This window comes from Orenia metallireducens (genome assembly GCF_001693735.1).
Lineage (GTDB): Bacteria > Bacillota > Halanaerobiia > Halobacteroidales > Halobacteroidaceae > Orenia > Orenia metallireducens.
In genome coordinates this window covers 306,063-325,412 of record NZ_LWDV01000010.1, presented here as the reverse complement: position 1 = coordinate 325,412, position 19,350 = coordinate 306,063, and the positions used below count along the sequence as shown (strand labels likewise).

Annotated in this window: 16 protein-coding genes and 2 pseudogenes; 14 read left to right on the top strand and 4 right to left on the bottom strand. The window is 30.4% G+C overall.

The genetic code is table 11. The features are described from left to right. Positions 1-36 precede the first annotated feature (36 nt). Positions 37-300 carry a hypothetical protein gene (locus U472_RS13665; protein WP_068719305.1) on the top strand — a complete coding sequence of 88 codons (264 nt, stop codon included), beginning with the start codon at positions 37-39 and terminating at the stop codon, positions 298-300. A gap of 223 nt (positions 301-523) precedes the next feature. Here U472_RS13665 and U472_RS13660 read toward each other — a convergent pair. Further along, positions 524-667 (bottom strand): annotated as a pseudogene (locus tag U472_RS13660) (helix-turn-helix domain-containing protein); the annotation flags it as partial. Between the two features lie 629 nt (positions 668-1,296). On the opposite strand from U472_RS13660, the gene U472_RS13655 reads away from it, so the two are divergent. The 8 genes from U472_RS13655 to U472_RS13620 all read left to right on the top strand — a co-directional run bounded on the left by U472_RS13655 (position 1,297) and on the right by U472_RS13620 (position 9,396). Then, positions 1,297-1,704, top strand: a complete 408-nt coding sequence (locus tag U472_RS13655) for a transcriptional regulator GutM (RefSeq protein ID WP_218059098.1) — start codon at positions 1,297-1,299, stop codon at positions 1,702-1,704. Between the two features lie 118 nt (positions 1,705-1,822). Then, on the top strand, positions 1,823-2,365 hold the full coding sequence (gene srlA, locus U472_RS13650; RefSeq protein ID WP_068719797.1) for a PTS glucitol/sorbitol transporter subunit IIC: 543 nt from the start codon (positions 1,823-1,825) through the stop codon (positions 2,363-2,365). A 72-nt stretch (positions 2,366-2,437) separates the two neighbouring features. After that, positions 2,438-3,421: a PTS glucitol/sorbitol transporter subunit IIB gene (gene srlE, locus U472_RS13645; RefSeq protein ID WP_068719302.1), complete on the top strand. Its 984-nt coding sequence runs from the start codon at positions 2,438-2,440 to the stop codon at positions 3,419-3,421. A 177-nt stretch (positions 3,422-3,598) separates the two neighbouring features. Then, positions 3,599-3,964, top strand: coding sequence for a PTS glucitol/sorbitol transporter subunit IIA (locus U472_RS13640; protein WP_068719301.1), 366 nt, complete (start codon positions 3,599-3,601; stop codon positions 3,962-3,964). Between the two features lie 234 nt (positions 3,965-4,198). Further along, on the top strand, positions 4,199-5,023 hold the full coding sequence (locus tag U472_RS13635; protein ID WP_068719300.1) for an SDR family oxidoreductase: 825 nt from the start codon (positions 4,199-4,201) through the stop codon (positions 5,021-5,023). 657 nt (positions 5,024-5,680) lie between these two features. Continuing rightward, positions 5,681-6,646: a sugar-binding transcriptional regulator gene (locus U472_RS13630; protein WP_068719299.1), complete on the top strand. Its 966-nt coding sequence runs from the start codon at positions 5,681-5,683 to the stop codon at positions 6,644-6,646. 38 nt (positions 6,647-6,684) lie between these two features. Beyond that, complete coding sequence (locus U472_RS13625) at positions 6,685-7,671, top strand: KpsF/GutQ family sugar-phosphate isomerase (RefSeq protein ID WP_068719298.1); 987 nt, start codon at positions 6,685-6,687, stop codon at positions 7,669-7,671. A 285-nt stretch (positions 7,672-7,956) separates the two neighbouring features. After that, the gene (locus tag U472_RS13620) at positions 7,957-9,396 is read left to right on the top strand and encodes a glucose-6-phosphate isomerase (RefSeq protein WP_068719297.1); all 1,440 of its coding nucleotides are present in this window, start codon (positions 7,957-7,959) and stop codon (positions 9,394-9,396) included. Positions 9,397-9,630: 234 nt separating this feature from the next. Here U472_RS13620 and U472_RS13615 read toward each other — a convergent pair. Beyond that, positions 9,631-10,086 (bottom strand): annotated as a pseudogene (locus tag U472_RS13615) (family 43 glycosylhydrolase); the annotation flags it as partial. A 257-nt stretch (positions 10,087-10,343) separates the two neighbouring features. Here U472_RS13615 and U472_RS13610 point away from each other — a divergent pair. The 3 genes from U472_RS13610 (at position 10,344) to U472_RS13600 (ending at position 14,688) form a co-directional block, all read left to right on the top strand. Beyond that, entirely contained in the window at positions 10,344-12,002 is a 1,659-nt protein-coding gene (locus tag U472_RS13610) for an ankyrin repeat domain-containing protein (protein ID WP_068719295.1), read from the top strand. Positions 12,003-12,134: 132 nt separating this feature from the next. Then, entirely contained in the window at positions 12,135-12,827 is a 693-nt protein-coding gene (locus tag U472_RS13605; RefSeq protein WP_141677994.1) for a Bax inhibitor-1/YccA family protein, read from the top strand. Between the two features lie 421 nt (positions 12,828-13,248). Beyond that, on the top strand, positions 13,249-14,688 hold the full coding sequence (locus U472_RS13600; RefSeq protein ID WP_068719293.1) for a glucose-6-phosphate isomerase: 1,440 nt from the start codon (positions 13,249-13,251) through the stop codon (positions 14,686-14,688). 54 nt (positions 14,689-14,742) lie between these two features. Here the strand turns inward: U472_RS13600 and U472_RS13595 are convergent, their stop codons facing one another. Together U472_RS13595 and U472_RS13590 are read right to left on the bottom strand one after the other, a co-directional pair. Then, on the bottom strand, positions 14,743-15,519 hold the full coding sequence (locus U472_RS13595; protein WP_068719292.1) for a lipase chaperone: 777 nt from the start codon (positions 15,517-15,519) through the stop codon (positions 14,743-14,745). 769 nt (positions 15,520-16,288) lie between these two features. Continuing rightward, complete coding sequence (locus tag U472_RS13590) at positions 16,289-16,918, bottom strand: transmembrane-type terpene cyclase (protein ID WP_068719291.1); 630 nt, start codon at positions 16,916-16,918, stop codon at positions 16,289-16,291. A gap of 526 nt (positions 16,919-17,444) precedes the next feature. On the opposite strand from U472_RS13590, the gene U472_RS13585 reads away from it, so the two are divergent. Together U472_RS13585 and U472_RS13580 are read left to right on the top strand one after the other, a co-directional pair. Further along, on the top strand, positions 17,445-17,936 hold the full coding sequence (locus tag U472_RS13585; protein ID WP_068719290.1) for a protease complex subunit PrcB family protein: 492 nt from the start codon (positions 17,445-17,447) through the stop codon (positions 17,934-17,936). Between the two features lie 70 nt (positions 17,937-18,006). Next, the gene (locus U472_RS13580) at positions 18,007-19,347 is read left to right on the top strand and encodes an N-acetylmuramoyl-L-alanine amidase family protein (protein ID WP_068719289.1); all 1,341 of its coding nucleotides are present in this window, start codon (positions 18,007-18,009) and stop codon (positions 19,345-19,347) included. Positions 19,348-19,350: the final 3 nt, after the last annotated feature.

The window sequence follows — 19,350 nt, the reverse complement described above, 5'->3', positions numbered from 1 at the left end:
ATTTTAAATTTTTTACAAAAGATATTTAGTTTATCAATGCAACTTTCACTTAAAAATACTATAACTACGGAAACTGCTCAAATTTTATGTCAATTTAAAGATGTTAAAATATATGATAGTACTAAAATATCTTTACCTGATAAATTAGCTGAGTCATGGCCTGGATTAGATGGTCGCAATGCAAAATCTAGCTTAAAGATTCAAATAGCTTATATCCTTTTATCTAAAAGTATTACTAATCTTAAACTAACTAAATTTCCTGGTACTGATACTTTCTATACAGAACAAATAATTACATAGAGTAGAAAAGGAGAGTTAAAATTATTATCTGATGAAAGTACAAAAATTATCGAAAATTTAGTTTTTATTATTCCTAATATTAAGGAACTTATTGTTCTCTTTAAAAGAATTGCAGAAGAAAGTTTATATGAAAAACGTAAGCGAAAAACAAATTTAGAAAGATTAATGGAATAATACTATTCCATTAAGCAATTGTAAAAAATTGGCTTAAGTTAACACGTATGATAGTGTTATAAGCTCTACCTAAGCGATTTGCAATACCATAAGAAGACATTCCTTCGGAATATAATAAGGCAATTTGACCACGTTCATAAGCATTTAAATGTTTATTTTTTCGAGATTTTGGTGTATCATTTAAGTAGTCCATAGTGTAAACCCTCCTGTAATGTTTTTATTTTGTGGTGATTTAATTATATTACAGTTCGGTTCACTATGGATATTTTTATTTATTTCAATTTGATTTTACAATGAAGCGATAAGATTAAATGAATATAAGTGAAAAAAATAACTTATTATATATTCTTGACTATATTATCGATATGTGTTAATATAAAAGTGTAAAGAACAAATGACTAGCGACAAGCACAAATGTGCAAAAATATAAGACTAATAAGTTATTAATATCTATTTGCTCTTTCTTAATTAATATAAAATAAGAGAAGATAGTTTTTCAGTTATTTGTAATTAATTATATTAGTAAGTGTGAGTAGTAAAAATAATTTATTATACATTTATGACTATTCCAAAAATATAGTTATACTATAATACAAGTATAGATAACTAACATAATGCAATAAAAAATAACTATTTATTATTTCATTATAAAGTTGGTTAAATCTAAAACTATCCAAATAAAATAAAATATTGATATTTATATTATAAAAAGCTAATTTTATACAAAAAAACACATTGGGTATAATAATTATAAGCTTATAACCACCCATACTTGGTATCTCAATATATAATATGTTGTCAAACTATTTGTTTGAATTATAGATTGATATACCAAAGTATGGGTTTTTATCTAAGAAAGGGGGAGTTATTATCTATCAACTTATAATTTTAGGAGCTATTGCATGGATTGTTCAAACAGCCTTAGGTTATTTGCAAATAAAAGATTTTAATACTCATTATAGTGAATTGAGAAAATTAGGTAAAGTAATAGTTGGTAAAAACAAAGGTAAAATTTCCTCAGGCACTGTAGTTGCATTTGCTATAGATGATAGTGGCAGAATTATAAAAGGAGAGTATATGGAAGGAATTTCAGTTTTGGCTAGAATGAAGTTGTTAGAAGGGTTAGAGGATTTAGCTCTTAATAAGATTAATGATGATGACTTAAATGAATATAGTAAAGGTATAAAAAAGGCAGTTAAAAATGCAATAAAAAATTATAAATTGAAATAATCTAAATTTTAAAAATAGATTATTAATTAAACTGAAGGGAGTGAATTATAAAGATAAGGTGTAGATCACTATATGTAAAAATAAAAAATTAAAAAGGGGGATTAAATTAATGGAATTTATGAATGTTTTAGTAAAAGCAGCAGAAACATTTATCGGTGCTTTTGAAAAAGGTGGAGAAGTTCTGGTTAGTTGGGTTTCAGGTTTTGTTCCTACATTAATTGTGTTGTTGGTAGCAATGAATGCTTTGGTTAAGTTTATTGGTGAAGAGAGAGTAGAATGGTTCTTGAAAAAATGTACGGCAAATCCTTTCTTAAGATATCTTGTATTGCCGGTAATAGGAACTTTCTTCTTTATGAATCCAATGACTTTATCTTTAGGTAAATTTTTACCAGAGAAATATAAGCCAAGTTATTATGCAGCTGCTTCTTTCTCTTGTCATACAATGAATGGACTATTTCCACATGTAAACCCAGGTGAGCTATTTGTATTCCTTGGAGTTGCAGCAGGTATTGAAAAGCTAGGATTATCAACAACCGATTTAGCTGTTAGATACTTTTTAGTTGGTGTAGTCACAAACTTCTTTAGAGGTTGGATTACTGACTTTACTACAGCTTTTGTTGAAAGACAACAAGGAATTAAATTAAAAGCTGAATTAAATTAAAAGCTGAATTACATGATAGTAATTATTAATGTTGTAACTTAATGATTAACAAAATAAAGGAGGCTTAAAATTATGTATAAAGCTATTAAAGTAAGTGCTGGACCTGGTGGTTTTGGTGGGCCATTAACAATAAAACCTACTGAGAAAAGAGATAAAATTGTTAATATAACAGGTGGTCCAATTACATCAGTTGCTGAAAAGATTGCAGAGTTAACTGGTGCACAGTTAGTAAATGGATTTAAGACAAAGGTCCCAGATGATGAGATTGCATGTGTTATTATTGATTGTGGAGGAACATTGAGATGTGGAATTTATCCACAAAAGCAGATTCCAACAATTAATGTGAAACCTACTGGTCCAAGTGGTCCATTAGCCAAGCATATTAAAGAAGATATATATGTTTCAGGAGTTAAGGATAAAAATGTAGAATTATATGATGGAGAAGTTCATGTAGTAGAAGAAACTACTAAATCTACTGCTAAGAAACCTAAGTATGATACTAGTAAGAAATTAAGTGAACAATCTGATGGTTTATTAGTTAGAATTGGACAGGGAATGGGAGAATTAGTTGGAGTATTGTATCAAGCAGGTCGTGATGCAATTGATACAGTTTTAAAAACTATTTTACCATTTATGGCTTTTGTAACAATGTTAATTGGAGTAATTTTAAAGACTGGAATTGGTGATGTATTTGCTAGTTTACTTACTCCTCTTGCTGGTACAGTACCAGGATTGGTGATTATTTCTGCAATTTGTTCCTTCCCCTTATTATCACCGTTTTTAGGGCCAGGGGCTGTTATTGCACAGGTTATAGGAACATTAGTTGGGGTTGAGATTGCTAAAGGTAATATACCACCACAATTAGCATTGCCAGCATTATTTGCAATAAACTCACAAGCTGCTTGTGACTTTGTTCCAGTTGGTTTAGGTCTTGCAGAAGCAGAGCCTGAGACAGTTGAGGTTGGTGTACCTTCAGTTCTTTATTCAAGATTCTTAACAGGACCAACAACCGTATTAGTAGCATGGTTAGCAAGTTTTGGACTTTATTCAGGATAAAAGGAAAAGTCCTTGGTTAATAATCTATTAGGAGATAGATTATTTTACCAAGGCCTTCTCAAAAATGTGATATTAATGTGATATGTAATAATTATAATATATTGTGGCTTTAGAGTCAATGATATAGGTATAAGAAATAAGTTTAGAGGTATAAAATATCATTGTGAGGTGACTAAAGTGGAGAAGATTTATGAGACAAATGTAACAGATTTGGGTGCACAATTTGAAGAATTTCTTTCAGGAAAGATGATTATTCTATTTATGGATAATGCTCCTGATGAATTACAAGAATATTGTGTTCTTCATGGTAAAAACCAATTAAATCAGGACATTAAAGTAGGTGATATGCTTAAAATTAGTGATATGGAATATGAGATTACAGCAGTAGGAGATGTTGTAAATGAGAATTTAGCTAATTTAGGTCATATAACTTTAAAATTTGATGGTGATACAACAGCAGAACTTGCTGGAAGTCTTCATATGGAAGCTAAAGAGATGCCTTCTATAGATATAGGAGATATCATAGAAATATTTAGAAAATAAGGATTAAAGGAACCTATGGAATATAAGGTTACAGCAGTAGGAGCTGTTGTAAATAAGAATTTAATTGATTTAGATTATATCATTTAAAAGGCTGATGATATTACAAGAGCTAAATTTATCGGGAGTGTTTATATTAGGAGATGAATTCTTCTGGTAAATTTAGCAAAATACGATAAGAAAACTCTTAACAAAATGTGATATAAAATATAAGAAAATAAGAAAAGGGTGATATTAATGTGTGATAAATGGTTAGATTTAGAAGCTAAGACTGTTATTATAACTGGTGCTGCTTCTGGAATTGGTAAAGAAATAGCAACGGCTTTTGCTGAACAGGGAAGTAATATTGTAGTTGCAGATATAAATCCAGATGGTCAAGAAGTACTTTCAGAATTTGATGGTGGTGCAGATAAGCATTTATTTGTAAAAACTGATGTAACTAATCAAGAAGATATCGAGGAAATGGTAGCTCAGACAATAGAAAAATACGGAAAAATAGATGTATTAATTAATAATGCAGGAATTAACATACCAAGATTATTAGTAGACTCTAAGGATGCTAAAAGTAAATATGAACTTAATCAAAAATCTGTTAACTTTATGATTGATATCAATATAAAAGGTGTTTTATTTGTTACTCAAGCAGTTGCACGTGAAATGATTAAAAAAGAGAGTGGAGTAATCATTAATATTGATTCTGAGTGTGGTTTGGAAGGATCTGAAGGTCAAAGTTGTTATGCAGCAACAAAGGCATCTCTTTATTCATTTACTAGATCATGGTGTAAGGAATTAGGTAAATATGGTATTAGGGTTGTTGGTATGGCTCCAGGTATTATGGAGGAAACTGGATTAAGAACTTTAGAATATGAAGAAGCTCTTGCTTATACACGTGGTAAAACTGTAAATGAACTTAGAACTGGCTATAAGAATGTTTCAGTACCATTAGGAAGGGAAGGCAAGTTGAGAGAAGCAGCTAATCTAGCATGTTTTTTAGCTTCTAAAAGAGCAGGATATATTCATGGTACAACTTATAATATCTCTGGTGGAAAATCAAGAGGGTAGATGGAGTTTGATTATTATATGGGAGGTATTCTATTAGAAATGATAGAATACCTTCTATATAATTAATTAAATTCTATAAACTATTTTCCTATGATATATTGATAGAGTTTATAAAGTGAATATACTAGCATATACCTTAAATTAAGTAAGGTTCATTTTATTAGTAAATAAACTATTCTTTAAATCAAGATATATTTTTATGTTTTCAAGTTTAGATATTTCCGATTTCTTAAAATTAGTTCACCTCTAATATAAATGACTACACCCTGTTCAGCATGAACTAGATAATTATCAAAGAACAAAGATATTTTTAACTCATAAAGGATAATTTCACTATTTCAATATATTGTATAATTGCTAAAAGGATTATTGAAAAATTTATTTATGTCTATATTAAAAATAGCATAAATTATTTACTATTATAGACATAGTTAAAAATAAGATTATACAATATATATAATACAATCTTTTATTAAAGATTATAATTGAAATTGCAGGTTAAAAGAAGAACATCTTGAAAATCTTTTGAGTAGAAATATTAAGAAAATGATATTTATAAATATCATTTTGTATTTGATATAATATTCATGGGTATGGTTTTCTTTTTCTATTATTTTTTATTTAGATTTCTTGTAAAGTGCTGAAGGAGAGTGAATTATGAGTAAAGATAATGAGTCAAGAATATTAACAAAAGTTGCTCGAATGTATTATATTGATGAGATGAATCAAAGTCAAATTGCTAAAAAGTTAGGAGTTCACAGAACTACCATTAGTAGAATGCTAAAAAAAGCAAGAGAAGAAGAAATTGTAAAAATAGAGATAGATAATGATTATAATGAATATATTGAACTAGAAAGAAAATTAGAAGAAAATTTTAATCTTAAGGAAGTTTGTGTTGTTCCCTCTTCGTCTAAACAAACTGAGGAAGTGAAAAAAAGAAATTTAGGTTTAGCTGGAGTTGATTTATTAAAAAGAATTATTAAAGATGGTAATATAATGGGGTTTGCTTGGGGAACGACTTTAGCTGCTTTAGCAGAGGAATTATTGGCTCATAAAGAAGAATGTAAGAGTGCCGACTTAACAATAATTCCTTTAGTTGGTGGACCAGGTGATATGAATAATAAGTATGATGTAAATACGATAATTTCTAAAGTAGCTACTACTTTTAATGCTACTGAGCGTCATCTTTATGTACCAGCTATAACTTCAGAGAAAAGTACCAAGGAAGCTCTAATTAAAGATGCAAATATTAGAGAAGTATTAGAATTTTGGGATAAAGTTGATATAGCAGTAGTAGGTATAGGTACTCCAATAAAATCATCTAACATGATTTGGACAGGTTATTTTGGGAATGAAGATATAGAATATTTAACGGAGAAGAACGCTGTAGGAGATATTTGTTCTAGATATTATGATATAGATGGTAATATAATAGATTCTTATATAAGTGATAGGACAATTGCTATAGAACTAGAAAAATTACAAGATATAAATTATTCTATTGCTGTAGCTGAATCAGTAGATAAAGTTCCTTCAATTTTAGGGGCTTTACGAGGAGGCTTTATAAATGTTTTAATTACTAATGAGATAACAGCTAGAAAGCTAATTAATTATAAATTATGATATGATAGTATAAATTTAATAATAGGAGTATTTGATAAATGACTATTGAAAATAATCTAGATAATAATATTAAGCAGCAAGCAAGAGAAGTTTTGGAAATTGAAGCTAATGCTATTTTGAATTTGAAGAATTCAGTTAATGATAAATTTATAGAGGTTGTGAAAGAAATTTTAAAATGTGAGGATAGAATTATTATGACTGGTATGGGTAAAGCGGGAGTAATTGCTAAAAAGTTGGCAGCTACTTTAGCTAGTACAGGTACTCCATCCTTTTTTTTGCACCCTGCTGAAGCTATTCATGGTGATTTAGGTATGATTACAGATAAAGATATTGTAATTGCTATATCTAATAGTGGAGAAAGTGATGAAATAGTTGATATTTTGCCTTTTATTAAAAGAATCGGTGCTAAGATTATTGCTATGACAGGAGGATTGTCTTCAACTTTAGCTCAAAATGCAGATTATATTTTAGATACTAGTGTAGAAAGAGAGGCTTGTCCTTTAAATCTTGCGCCAACGGCTAGTACTACAGCAATGTTAGCTTTTGGGGATGCTCTTGCTCTTGCTTTATTAAAAGCAAGGGACTTTCAACCTAAAGACTTTGCTTTGTACCATCCAGGAGGTAGTTTAGGTAAAAAATTGCTACTAACAGTTGCTGATGTATTAAATGTTAGAGAAAGTAATCCAATTGTCATAGAAGAGCTTACTTTGAAAGAGACATTATTTGAGATGACTTCATCTAGAATGGGGGCTATAAATGTTATAAATAATGAAGGAGAATTAGTTGGAATAATTACTGATGGTGATATTAGGCGTGAATTAGAAAAGAATTCTGATTTATTAACTATGAAGGCAAAAGAAGTTATGACTAAGGACCCAGTGGTAATTACAGCAGAGAGATTGGCTGTTGAAGCGCTAAAATTAATGGAAGATAAAGAAATAAATGATTTGCCTATTATAGATGATAAAGGAAATCCTATTGGAATAGTAAACTTTCAAGATTTATTGAAAGCAGGAGTGTTATAAGTATTTCTTAATTTTTACATATTGTGTCAATAGAAGAACTGATATAATAGGTTAAATTGTACAGTTGTCTTCCTAGAAGTAAATACTTTTGTGTAGGGGCAATTCTTATAGATGAGTTAACAACTTTTCTTAAAAAAATATATAATATTAGTACTTTAAACCAGTATATTGTAGAGTTAGGAAACAATATGCTTATGGCATATTAGGGTGAGAAGGTTATGATTATATGAAAGAAGATTTTGATGACCGTAATAAAAGATAATAAATTATGAGGAGGAATAAAAAATGACAAAGAGATATGAAGATTTATCTTGGAAGGAATCAATGAGGTTAAAGTTGGATGTTAACAATATGTTTGCTGCAACTATTGGTGAAGAGCATGGATATACTAAAAAAGATATTGACGCAATGCAAGAAAGAGTAACAAATGGCCATCAAGCAATTAAAGAAGCTAAAGCAGCAGGTAATTTAGATTGGATGGATCTACCTTATAATCACAAAGAAATTGCTAAAGAGATTAAAGAATTTGCAGAGGAAAATCGTGAGAAGTATGATAATTTTGTAGTATTTGGGATTGGTGGTTCGGCATTAGGTAATATTGCTGTACAGACTGCTCTAAATGATCCTTATTATAATTTAAAGAAGGAAGCAAGAAATGGCTGTCCAAGACTATTTATTCCTGATAATGTTGATCCAACTCGTTTAAAATCTTTATTGGATATGTTAGATTTAGAAAAGACTATGTTCAATATAATCTCTAAATCAGGTGGAACTGCTGAACCAATGAGTCAATTTTTAACTGCTCGTGCAGCTGTTATTAAAGAGCTAGGTGAAGATGCAGTAGCAGATCATTTTATTGCAACTACAAGTAAGGATTCTGGTGATTTAATCAAGATTGCTAAAGAAGAAGGAATTAAAACTTTCTATATTCCTAAGACTGTGGGAGGGCGTTTTTCTGTACTAAGTCCAGTTGGTTTGGTATCTGCTGCCTTTACTGGTGTTGATATTGAAGAATTATTAGCAGGAGCAGAATATATGGATCAAATCTGTGATACAGATGATGTTTGGAAGAATCCTGCATATTTAAATGCAGTGTTACAATATTTAGCAGACCAAGATGGTAAGCCAATGTCTGTAATGATGCCATACTCTCATGTATTAAAAGATGTGGCAGATTGGTACCGTCAGATGTGGGCAGAATCTTTAGGAAAGAAATTTAATCGTCAAGGTGAAGTTGTAAATGTTGGACCTACTCCAATTAAAGCATTAGGTGCTACAGACCAACATTCCCAGGCCCAATTATATATGGAAGGACCTTATGATAAGGTTGTTACCTTCTTGGAAGTAGAGAAATTTAGAGAGACTTTAGAGATTGCTCGTGGTTATGAGGATATTGATGGAGTATCTTATTTGGGGGGGCATACATTTAATGAGCTGATTACTACTGAGAAGAAAGCTACTGAACTGGCTTTAATTGATAATAATAGATTAAATTGCACAGTTACTTTCCCAGAAGTAAATGCTTTTACCTTAGGACAGTTCTTCTATATGTATGAGATGACAACTGCCCTTATTGGAGAGTTATATAATATCAATGCCTTTGATCAACCAGGTGTAGAGTTAGGTAAACAATATGCTTATGGTGTATTAGGTAGAGAAGGTTATGACCATATGAAAGAACAATTTGATGCTCGTCCTAAAAAAGATGAGAATTTGATTCTGTAGTTTCAACTAGATAGCTTAAAGGACCCTTTGTGGGCTTTTTATTTATAGTAATAAAATATTTTTATCATTAAATACTGACAAGAATAAAATTATTGAAAAGATTAATTATATTTTGAATTCAGTCTTAATCACTAAACTAATCTATTAAAATTGATAATATGAGATCTGCTACAATTCAAGACATAAGTTACCCCTGGCAAATTTAAATTGCTAGGGGTAACTTAATATAGTGGATTAATCCTCTGTAGAGCCAGAAATACCAAAGTTTGGTGTTCCATCTTCATTCAATGAGAAAGCCTTTACTCTAGCATGTCGGTTTGGGTCACTAAGTGGGTCTTTACCCTCTAAGTAGCCTTTATATGGACGTGCGTGATAAACAAGAAGATTAGTAGTACCATCTTCGGCTATGGTAAAGGAATTATGACCTGGACCATATTCACCAGTTTCTTCACTAATTTCAAATACTGGATGAGGTGCTTTAGTCCAAGAGTCTGCATCTAATAAATCGCTGTCTGTATAAGCTGTTAAAAGCCCATACAATATTTCTCATCGGTAGCACTAGCAGAGAAAGCCACAAATACTTTACCATTTCTCTTAATTACAGCAGGACCTTCATTTACATTGCAAACCAATCTTTTCCTAGTCATATTCTGGAGTAGCTATTATAACAGGTTCAGTACAAATTGTCCATTTCTTTTTTTAATATAATATCATTTAAATTTCATGAACATCTAACCGGTTAGATGTTACCTATCATAATTTTATCATATTTATCTATAGGAATACAACCTGGTAATCTTTTAAATTTTAAATTTTATAATTCAAATTAATTTTATAAGTCTTTAGGTTTAATTTGAATTTAACTTAACAGGATTATTATATTTAAAGGTAGAAGATTATTAATATCGATAGAATTATGGTTATAAAATAAAAAAGGAGGGATTTGAATGAAGAAATTTTCTATTTTAATTATATCTAGTTTAATAATTATACTGTCTAGTAGTGTAGTTTCAGCTAATAATTTTCATAATCTCTGTAAATATGGAGATTTATCTAGAATTGAATTAGCAATTGACAATGGTGCCAATATAAATGCTAAAAATATTGATGGGGAGACTCCATTAATGTTTGCTGCCAAATATAATGATGATGAAGATGTTATCAAACTATTAATTTATAACGGAGCAAAGGTTGATGATATTAATATTTATGGTGAATCTGTTCTGTTTTATGCTTTAAGATATAATAAAAATCCTAAAGTAGCGGAGGTGTTGATCGATCAAGGGGCAGATGTAAATCTGTTAGGAGAGCAGAATAAGACTCCTCTAGTCTATGCTATTAATAGAGGGGATGCTGAATTAGTGGAACTTCTGATTAAAAATGGAGCAGAATTAAATATTGAATTTGAAGGTGATCAGACATTATTGATGTATGCTATTGAACATACTAATAACTTCGAGATTATTTCTACTCTAATCAATTATGGAGCTGATGTTAACGGCAGAATCCCTTATGGTGCTAGTGTATTGATGTGGGCTGCTAGATATACTAATAATCCTAAGATAATAAAACTATTAATTAAAAATAGGGCTGAGGTTAACTTTGCAACTAGTTTAAAAGAAACACCTTTGCTTTATGCTAGCAAGTATAATAAAAATCCTGAAATAATAAAAGTTCTAATTGATGCCGGTGCTGAGATTAATCAGCAAGATATTAAACAAACTACTCCATTGATGTATCTGCTTAAAAACTATAAATTAGAGTTAGTAGGTCCTCTTATTGACCAGGTAGATAATATTGATAAACAAGATAAAGATGGTAAAACTTTATTGTTTTATGCAGCAGAAGGAAACAGTGATTCTAGGGTTATAATAAAGTTAATTGAAGCTGGTGCAGATGTTAATTTAAAGAGTGTTGACGGAAGCACTGTTTTAATTAATGCTGTTAAATTTAATCAAAATCCTGAAATAATAAAAGCATTGATTGATAATGGAGCCAAGTTAAATATTAGAGATAATATAGGAAAGACAGCTTTAATGTATGCAATAATAGAGAATGGGAATCTAGATATAGTAAATACTTTAATTGGTAATGGTGCTAGTTTAGAGTGTAGAGATAGAAGCGGTAGAACTCCTTTGATGTTAGCTATACAGGAGGATAATCTAAAGCTTGTTGAATATCTAATAAATTCTGGTGCAAAGATCAATGATGTAGATAAAAAGGAGGAGACCCCTTTAATCTATGCTCTTAGGTTTAGTAAGGATCCTACATTAATATCTTTATTATTGAACAGTGGGGCAAAAAGCAATTTTAAAAGTTGGTATGGTATGACTCCTTTAATGTATGCTGCTCAATACAATTCTAATCCAGAGATAATAGAGCTGCTAGTGGAAGCAGGAGCTGATATAAATGCTAAAACAGATTATGGATGGACTCCTCTAATGTTTGCGGCTAAGTATAATGAAAATCCTGAAGTTGTTACTAGATTATTGAAGTTAGGTGCTGACTATAATATCAAGGATAATAAAGGTAAAAAGGCAATAGATTATGTAAAAGAAAATGAATTTTTAAGGGATACAGAGGTTTATTTGAAATTAATTCTATAAGCTTCTCCAGGTTATTTTTAATATAAGAAATTATATTTACTAGAAGGAGATTATATAAGTAATTAGAGGAAAAATAAGGGGGACGAAGAATATATTATTAGGCATATAAAGATTGATAAGGAGGAATAGATTATGGAAACGCAACTTAGTCTAGGTCAGATAGAGGCTGAGCAGAGAAATTTTATTAGAAAGGTATATTCTTGGATGGCATTGGCTTTAGTGATAACAGCTGTTGTTGCTATTGGAACTATCTCTTCAAGGACAATGTTAACGCTGATTTTAGGTAACAGTACTGTCTTTTATGGATTACTGATAGGAGAGTTGTTGTTAGTAATGTTTTTATCTGCAAGAGTTGATAGAATGTCTGTTAGAACTGCAACCTTAAGTTTCATTACTTATTCAGTGATAAATGGTTTAACTATCTCTGTTATATTTTTGGTATATACAGGGGGTTCTATTGTATCTACCTTCTTTATTGCAGCTTCTATCTTTGGATTTATGAGTGCTTATGGCTATTACACTGACAATGATTTAAGTAATGTAGGTAGTATCTGTTTAATGGGGTTATTTGGTTTGATTATTGCTACTATAATTAATTTATTCTTTTATAGTAGTGTGCTTTATTGGATTACAACTTATGCGGGTGTTATTATCTTTACTGCATTGACAGCTTATGATACTCAGAAGATTAAAGAGATGAATGTGATTGGGAATGAAGGAACAGATGAGGATACAAAAGAGAGTATCATAGGTGCTTTGGTTTTATATCTTGATTTTATTAATTTATTTTTATATTTATTACGTATTTTTGGGCGTAAGAAATGATTATTCAACCTTATCGATTATTAATCGATAAGGTTTTTTCTTTTATATAAGCTGAAAAATGGTTTAGTTTACATGAATCGCTTTTTTGCCAAAATTAGTAATATTATTGTTTATTGATCAATATCTTGTAGAGGTGATAGCTAATCTATTCTTAGTCAGAAATTATTTATAATCGATGTTATTCAAAAATAGTTGTTATTTAAAATAATTTGGATTTTAATTTGAAATAATTTATTGCAGGAATGATTCATTTTTAGTAGAATAGTGTTAATGGGTGTATAAAGTACATAATGAGAATGATTTAGACATTTTTAGACAATTATATAACTTAGTTTTATATTATCTTAAGTTAATTTATTAATTTTAGCTTTGGATAAAATACATATAACAAGAAGATAATAATATAAGGGGGATTTAAGAAATGACAAAAAGATATGAAGATGCTTCATGGAAAGAGTCTATGCGCATCAAGTTAGATGTAAACAATATGTTTGCTGAAACTGTTGGTGAAGAGCATGGATATACTAAAGCTGATGTAGATGCTATGCAAGAGAGAGCAACAGCTGGTCATAAAGCCATTAGAGCTGCTAAGGAGGCAGGAAAATTAGGATTTATGGAGTTACCTGAAAGCCATAAAGCTATTGCTAAAGAGATTAAAGAGTATGCTGATGCTAATAAGGATAAGTATGATAATTTTGTAGTATTAGGAATTGGTGGTTCTGCATTAGGTAATATTGCATTACAGACTGCTTTAAATCATCCATACTACAATTTAAATGAAGAAGCTAGAAATGGATATCCAAGATTATTCGTTCCTGATAATGTAGACCCAACTAGATTAAAAGGGTTATTAGAGACATTAGATTTATCAAGAACTATGTTCAATGTAATCTCTAAATCTGGTGGTACTGCTGAGACAATGAGCCAATTCTTAACCGCTCGTGCTATGGTAGTAGAAGAATTAGGTGAAGATGCAGTAGCTGATCACTTTATTGCTACTACAAGTGAACATTCTGGTAATCTAATCAAGATTGCTAAAGAAGAGGGATTGAAGACTTATTATATTCCTGAAAATGTAGGAGGAAGATTCTCTGTATTAACTCCAGTAGGATTAGTTTCTGCTGCATTTACTGGAATCGATATCGAAGAGTTATTAGCAGGGGCAGCTTATATGGATGAAATCTGTAATACAGATGATCTATGGAAGAACCCAGCTTATTTAAATGCTACTTTACAATATTTAGCTGACCAAGATGGTAAGCCAATGTCTGTAATGATGCCATATGCACATGACTTAAAGGATCTTGCTGATTGGTATCGCCAATTATGGGCTGAATCTTTAGGTAAGAAGTTTAGCCGCCAAGGTGAAGTTGTAAATGTAGGACCTACTCCAGTTAAAGCATTAGGTGCTACTGACCAACATTCTCAAGCTCAACTATATATGGAAGGGCCTTTTGATAAGGTGGTTACCTTCTTAGAAGTAGAGAATTATAAAGAGACTTTAGAGATTGCTCCTGGTTATGAAGATATTTCTGGAGTATCTTATTTAGGTGGGCACACTTTCAATGAGTTATTAACTGTTGAAAAGAAAGCTACTGAATTGGCATTAGTTGATAATAATAGGCTAAACTGCACAGTTATCTTCCCTGAGGTAAATGCGTTTACTATCGGTCAATTCTTCTATATGTATGAATTATCTACTGCACTTATGGGAGAGTTCTATAATATTAATGCCTTTGACCAACCAGGTGTAGAATTAGGTAAGCAATACGCTTATGGTGTATTAGGTAGAGAAGGTTTTGATAAGAAGAAGGAAGAGTTTGATGCTCGTCCAGCTAAAAATAGTGATTTAATCTTATAATATATTAAATAAAGATACGGTAGAGATACCGTATCTTTTTTATCTAAATTTATTCTATCTTGATAAATTTATATCTATCCTTATAGATACATTAAAGTTAGATTCCCTTTCTTTTTTATCCTTTAGCTTTTGATAGAAGTATCTAGGACTAAGTGGATAACCTCTTCCTTCCTTTTTGATATTTTCTCCTGTTCTTTCATTTTTATAATGATATTCGTATTTATAAGAAGGATATTTTACCTCTAGTTTCTCCTCGATTCCTAAGCGTTTATTCTCATACTTGTATTCATATTTGTCAGCCTTAATTTCAATCTTTTCTTTGATCCTTGCAGGTTTACTATCATATTCGTATTCATACTTGTTATCATCTATATCAATCTTTTCCTTGACTGGTCCTTTGCGGCTGTTTTTATAGACTTTCTGTCCTAAAGGAGGGAGAGTTCTATCTAATTTTGGATGGCGCAAAGTGATGATTCCATCTTCAAAGATAATCGGCGGTAATCCAAGATACCAAGTTAATCTAGGTAGATTATCTTTGTTCTCAACAATAAAATTGATATCAGTAGTAGTAATGTCCTTATTAGATATAGAGTATAGATATAAGATTAAGCTTAACTCTTCCGTGCCTATATTAAAGTCTTTGAAGTATCTAATCTCTTTATCTCCTATATTAAAGACTTTTTTGATAAAGTTATTATCAACTGAAATATTACTATAAGAATGTTGATTTTTATGTTTATGTTTTTCGTTTTTAGCTTTAGCTATTGAGACAGAAGAGGTCGAAGATACTAGTAACACAGTTATTAAAAATATTGATATGCTCTTTTTCATAGATTTTATCACACCTTTTTATGAATTTTATTGTAGCTATTATGATTTTTAAAAGTTTATTAGTGTTTAGTTAGTTAAGTATATCGCTTAATGGATATATTATGACATTTTTTTGAGTTGACAGTGTAAGGTAAACAGTGAACAGTTAAAATCTTTAAAAACGGAAAAGATTTCTGTTTGAACAAAGCAAAAATTGAGCCAAAATTTAAAGTTTAATCTGATTTTGATTAGAGAATCTGATTAATAATAACTAATATCTTGATTGCTGAGTGAGTGGGCTTTGCCACGGAGGGTTTGTTCTTTAAACCCGTAGGTATATTTTTTTCTGGATTGGACTGGCTTTGCACGAAAGGGAATTGCATTATATTCCCTGTAGGACCATGAAGGGTTCCCTACAGGTTTTTGAACAAAAACCTTTCGTAATAAATCCAAGAATGAACCCGTAGGTTTGGTTACTTTTTCGCCCTGAAGGTACTACGCCTGAAGAAGTACTCTTGGGGTGCATCAAGGACGCCCCGTAGGAGAACCATAAAAATTAAAATTTCACGAAGGGTTATCTGTTCAAACCCGAAGAAGTAGTCTTGGGCTGAAAACCTAACCCGCCCCTAGGCGGAACCTAAGAAGTTTGCTTACTTTTTAAAAGTAAAGTAAAGTATCGTAATATCATCCTTTAAGGTCAATTTAACTAAAATAATTATGTATTTAATATTATATAATCTAATTATATCGTGGAAAGCTAATAAAAGTTATAGAATATATATCCAATATTTTATATAGCTTTATTTCTGATTTTAAGGTTATAGTTATATAGTAGTATAGTATAGACAAAATCAAAGAAAAAAGTAGCTATAGAAAGAAAGGTTATAAGTGTAGAGTATTCAATCATATAAGCAGCAATAGAGACAAATAATGTACCAAATAACTTAAATAAGGCGATAAATAATGATTGTCCAGCAAGATTACCACGCCTTACTAGCATAGTTATAAATAAGATAGACATCATAAGATTCTGTCCAAAGGCAGCATACTTACCAAGGTTATCATTAAACTCATAAGAGATGAGTAAGATACTTAAGAAACTAATTACTAATGTTATTAAGAAGATAGAATAAAAGTACTTCTGGTAAAAGGTTTCTTTGAAGTCTGCTTTCCCAAAATAAAGAAATTGAAATAAGATAATCGAATCAAGAATAAACCAAATAATATTAATGTAAAGTTGTGGACTTGGGTGAGGGATAATAAAGGAGAAGATAAATTCCCATGATATATTGGCACAAATAGCCAATATTGGCATTCCGTAGGTTCTGTCATGGAAACCTTTAACTATAATTAATAGATAAGTTAAAGACCAGAATAGTCCGCAGCCTAATTGTAAGAGTAAGACTATATCAATATTCATAAATAAATCCTCCAATCTATTAGATGGAATTTTTGGTATACTATAAACTAGCATATTCATATAAAAGTAAAAAAATAACTATTGTTTTTATTAATACATAAAGTAGTCTAGAGAAAATAGAGTTTGTATATTATAATTAAATTACTATGTCTGGTTTATAGCCATAGATAAATTGGATAATTAAAGTTTAACTAAGAATTAATGGAGAATAAAAGTAAAGATAATGATAATTATTTAACATTTAAATTATAAAGATATTTTGAAGGTATGGTAATAACTGCAAGATAGGAAATTACCAGATTAAGTTATCAGTAATTAAATTTACATAAAGGTTTTTAGTAAATGACCTTGAAAATATATTAAAGAAGGAAAGGGGATTTTAAGGTAAGATGAAGAAAAAATTTCCTAATAGTTAATTTAGTCATTTTATAGTCATAATTAGTGTCAAGATAATAATATAATAAGTTTAGAATGGAGAGTAAAGTGGGAAAGAATTTTCCCCACTTTTTTATTAAGGAGTGATAAAATGATTAAAATTCCATTAAAATCATTAATATCTAGTGGAAAAGCTAATAGTAAAAGTCTTATTCCTTTTCAGCATCTACTGCCAAAAAAAGGAGATGATCTTTGTCAAAGGGATGACTGTAGCTGTGAAGTCGACTTTCAGGTTATTACAAGAAAAGAACATGTCTTCGAACTCCCTAAGTATCATCAGAGGTTATTGGACTTAAATATAGACTATAGTAAATATTTTTTAATCTATGCCTCAATCGGTGGGAATAATGTTAGGGGTTGTGAAGTAAAGATAGATAAGATTAAACAGGAAGGGAATCAAATTATAGTTCAGACTAAGAGGTTAATTCCAAGTAGTAGTACATTTACTTTAGAGATGGTTAATGTCCCTTATGATTTAGTCAAAGTAAAGAAGAGTAAATTACTAACAAAAGGACTTTTAAAATTTAAATTTTTAGATTGCCATGCTAAACTATTATATAGTACTACCTTTAAGGTTGATTAAAATTATTATCAAACTATTAAATCACACTATTACGTCATAGCATTAATCATAGTTGGAAGGAGAAGAAATGATGAAAAATAAATATAGTCTAATTGCACTATTTGTTGCAGTAACGGTTTTTTTATCTTTAGTAGTAGAGGCTAAAAGTCCTAAATTTATCCTAGATGGTGAGGAATTAAGCCTTGAATTTATAAAGGTTGTTAATGGAAGAACACTAATTTCTGCTCGTTTTATTTCAGATTACTTTGGGGATAGAGTGAGCTGGGATAATAATAAAAAGACTTTAGAGATATATAATAAGAGCGCTCATGTTATTCTTAAGGTAAATGATAGAATAGCTTTAATTAATAATAAACCTGTTCCTCTAGATATACAGCCTGCTTTAGTTGATGGACAAGTTATGGTGCCATTGAGATTTTTAACAAAGTTATATGGTGGGACTCTGGCTTGGGATGGTGAAAACAAGTCAATAAATTATCATAAGAATATGGTGAATGATGTTAGTATTAAGACCTTCAATCAAACATCACAAGTAATTATAGATATGGACTCTTTAAGTAAATATAATTTGAAATTATATCATCAGCCTACTAGATTGGTCCTAGATATAAAGAATGTGGGATTGAATATGCTTAAGAATCTAATTTCAGTCAACAGTAGTATGATTAAGCAGGTTAGAATCAGTCAGTATAATTTTGATCCTGCGGTAGTAAGGGTTACTGTTGATATTAATGCAATGAGTAGTTACTATTTGATTGAAGAAGGTTCTCGATTAATTTTGAGTATCCGTAATAACTTACAAGTGGCTACTTCTTCTATTATTAGTCAACCTAGAGTTAAAGAAGAATTGAAATTATCAAGAAAGAAGATAGTCATAGATGCTGGACATGGGGGCTATGATCCTGGTGCCATTGGTGTAATGGGGGTAGAAGAGAAGAGTGTTAATTTGGATATAGCTCAAAAGGTAAACAATTTATTAAGGCAAAAAGGTTATAATACTGTCATGACTAGAGAAAATGATCGCTTTATTCCACTAGCTGGACGAGCAGAGATAGCTAATACCCTAAATGCTGATATTTTTGTCAGTATTCATGCCAATTCCCACCCTAGGACTTCAGTTAATGGGGCTGAAACTTACGCTCATTGGAATGCAAGTAAGGAAAATTGGGCGTTAGCATGGTATGTACAAAGTGAAATGATTAAGAGAAGTGGATTAGAAGACAAAGGTTTAAAGGCTGCTAATTTTGCTGTATTAAGAGAAAGCACTATGCCATCAATTTTAGTAGAAACAGGCTTCTTATCAAATCCTGTTGAGGAGAGATTACTAGGTTCTGCAAGTTTTAGACAGAAGGTTGCTGAGGGGATTGTGGCAGGGATTGAGAAATATTATCAAGAAAAAAAGACTAATTGAAAG